Annotated in this window: 3 protein-coding genes; all 3 read right to left on the reverse strand. The window is 30.7% G+C overall.

What is annotated here, in order from left to right; genetic code table 11:
- Positions 1-254, reverse strand: a 254-nt coding sequence (locus F3G86_RS10810) for a hypothetical protein (protein ID WP_223228593.1), incomplete at its 3' end; no start/stop codon positions are given.
- The gene (locus tag F3G86_RS10030; protein ID WP_188116461.1) at positions 247-1,350 is read right to left on the reverse strand and encodes a glycosyltransferase family protein; all 1,104 of its coding nucleotides are present in this window, start codon (positions 1,348-1,350) and stop codon (positions 247-249) included. The genes F3G86_RS10030 and F3G86_RS10810, both read right to left, overlap by 8 nt.
- A 71-nt stretch (positions 1,351-1,421) precedes the next feature.
- Positions 1,422-2,519, reverse strand: coding sequence for a non-hydrolyzing UDP-N-acetylglucosamine 2-epimerase (wecB, locus tag F3G86_RS10035; RefSeq protein WP_149723769.1), 1,098 nt, complete (start codon positions 2,517-2,519; stop codon positions 1,422-1,424).
- Positions 2,520-2,575: the final 56 nt, after the last annotated feature.

Consider the following 2,575-nt stretch of genomic DNA (forward strand, 5'->3'; position numbering starts at 1 on the left):
AAAATTATTTTAAGAGCAACAAAGTCTTCTGTAAAATTTTTTGTTATAAAATAAAACAAACTATATCCAATTGGCACATGTACTAAATATAAAGAGTACGATATGCTACCAAAAAAAGAGAAATTTAACGATGTATTTCCTAGCATAGTAGTAGAATAATCATCAAAGACAACACTATTTGTCAAAAAATGTGCGGCCAAAACAAATAAGATCGCCATACCTCTCATGATGTCAAATGATAAATTTCTATTCACCAACAATACTCACAAATTTATTTACAACGTCATTAATGTCGTATACATTACCATATTTTTGGCTAAGACCCAAACCACTACATAAATAATCAGCTATTCTATCAGTTTCGTTTAAATCAAAATAAGTAAGTCCATTTTCTTTAGCCACTCTTTTGCTTGCTCCATCTGGGGAAATAACCATAATAGGTGTTTTAGAACCAATGTAATCTACAAGCTTTGATGGGAAAAATATACTCTTATGCTCGCTTGGAGCATCTATCAAAACCAACAAATCAGCACCAACCATCAGCTCTAAACTTTTAAGATAACTTACACTTCCCTTAAATGATACATATTCTGCTATATCATATTTTTTTAATAAATTTGTTATAGATCTACCAAAACCATATATCTCAAAGATAAAATTTATATTCTTTCCGTCTTTCTTTAACTTATATATTGCCTTATATAGCGGCTCTGGTGTTCTAGCACCATAAAAACCACCGATATATCGCACTATCTTTTTACCGCCAAGTACATTATCTTTTCTTGGATATAGACTAGGATCATTTGAGTGCTCTAAAAGAGAGAATTTACTAGACAGAATCGGATATTTACTAGTATAAAATTCTTGTGTCTCTATGGAAGTAAATATGATCTTATCAGCGACATCAAAACATTCTTTTTCTAAAGCAACATTTTTTTGATTTATGCCTTTGTTGTAGCCATTAAAAATATTATCGGTCCACGGATCAGACTGGTGTGCTATCCACTTGCATTTCAAATATTCTTTTAATTGCCTGCCAAGTATATTTGTAGATAAAGGAAAAGAAAATGTTAGTATTAGGTCAAAATCACCACTTTTAAATTTATGAAATAAGCTTTGATATGCTTTTTTATGCCATTTTTTATATTCATCTGGTGTCTTATAAATACTTGGCATAACCCTACCAATAAAATATTTAATGTATTTATTTTTTACTACATCTTCTATATATATGACCTCTTTTACTTTATCAAAAATATCTGGGTATAAACTATTATCTGCCGAGGCGTTCTTTAAATTTGCAGTTACTACAGTTATTTCATATTGCCCTGATAACGAAAAATACCTCAATAATCTTCCTATTTGTATGGCTTGTGGAGAATTGAATGGGGGCAAGAAATAAGATATAAAAAGTACTTTTTTCACAAAAGAGACTCAATTATTTCATAAATTTTACTAGATGTTTTTCCGTCACCGTAAGGATTTTTTAAATTTTTAAATTTGTTATATTCATCAACATTTTCTACAAGCTTACAAACTTCATCTACAATTCTTGTAGTGCCAACAAGCCTCACAGTTCCGGCCTCTACAGCCTCTGGTCTTTCTGTATTATTACGCATAACCAAAACAGGCTTACCAAAACTTGGCGCCTCCTCTTGTATGCCGCCACTATCAGTCAAAATAATATATGCCTTTGACATGAGACATACGAAGCTTTCGTATTCAAGCGGATCTATCAAATAAACATTTTTTATATCTGATAATATTTTTTTAGCTGGCTCGCATATATTTGGATTAAGATGTAATGGATAAACAAAATCCATATCACTATATTTAAAAGCTAACTCTTTTATTGAGTTACATATATTTAAAAAATTATCACCAAAATTTTCTCTACGATGGCCAGTTATAAGGATAAATTTTCTTTCACTTGGCGTGTAATCTAAACAAGGAGTTGTGTTTTTTAACCTATCTATTGTAAAAAATAGCGCGTCTATTACACTGTTTCCTACTACAAAAACATTATCCTCATCTATATTTTCTCTTAATAAATTCTGCTTAGCCAGCAATGTCGGTGCAAAATGATACTTTGCTATTTTTGAAGTTAGCTGCCTGTTGACCTCTTCAGGAAATGGAGAATAAATATCATAAGTTCTAAGTCCAGCCTCTACATGAGCCACGTCTATTTTTTTATAAAATGACGCCAGCGATGCAGCAAAAGAAGTCGTTGTATCACCATGAACAAATACTAAATTTGGCTTAAATTTATCTAGTATCCTTGATACTCCTAGTAAAATTTTTGATGTTAGCTCGTCTAGTGTTTGATTTTGCCGCATAAGGTCTAGGTCATAGTCTGCCTTGACTCCAAAAAAAGACATTACATCATCAAGCATTTTTCTGTGTTGTGCAGTTATACATATTTTTGTATCAAATTTATTATATTTCTTAAAAAAAATATATATTGGCAAGATCTTAATGGCTTCTGGCCTAGTACCAATAATGAATAATATTTTTTTCATTTTATAATTCTCTTACCACTTTTTCTCTAAAACTATCTATATCTTTTAAGAGTAAA

It is taken from the genome of Campylobacter concisus (genome assembly GCF_902460595.1).
GTDB lineage: Bacteria > Campylobacterota > Campylobacteria > Campylobacterales > Campylobacteraceae > Campylobacter_A > Campylobacter_A concisus_BL.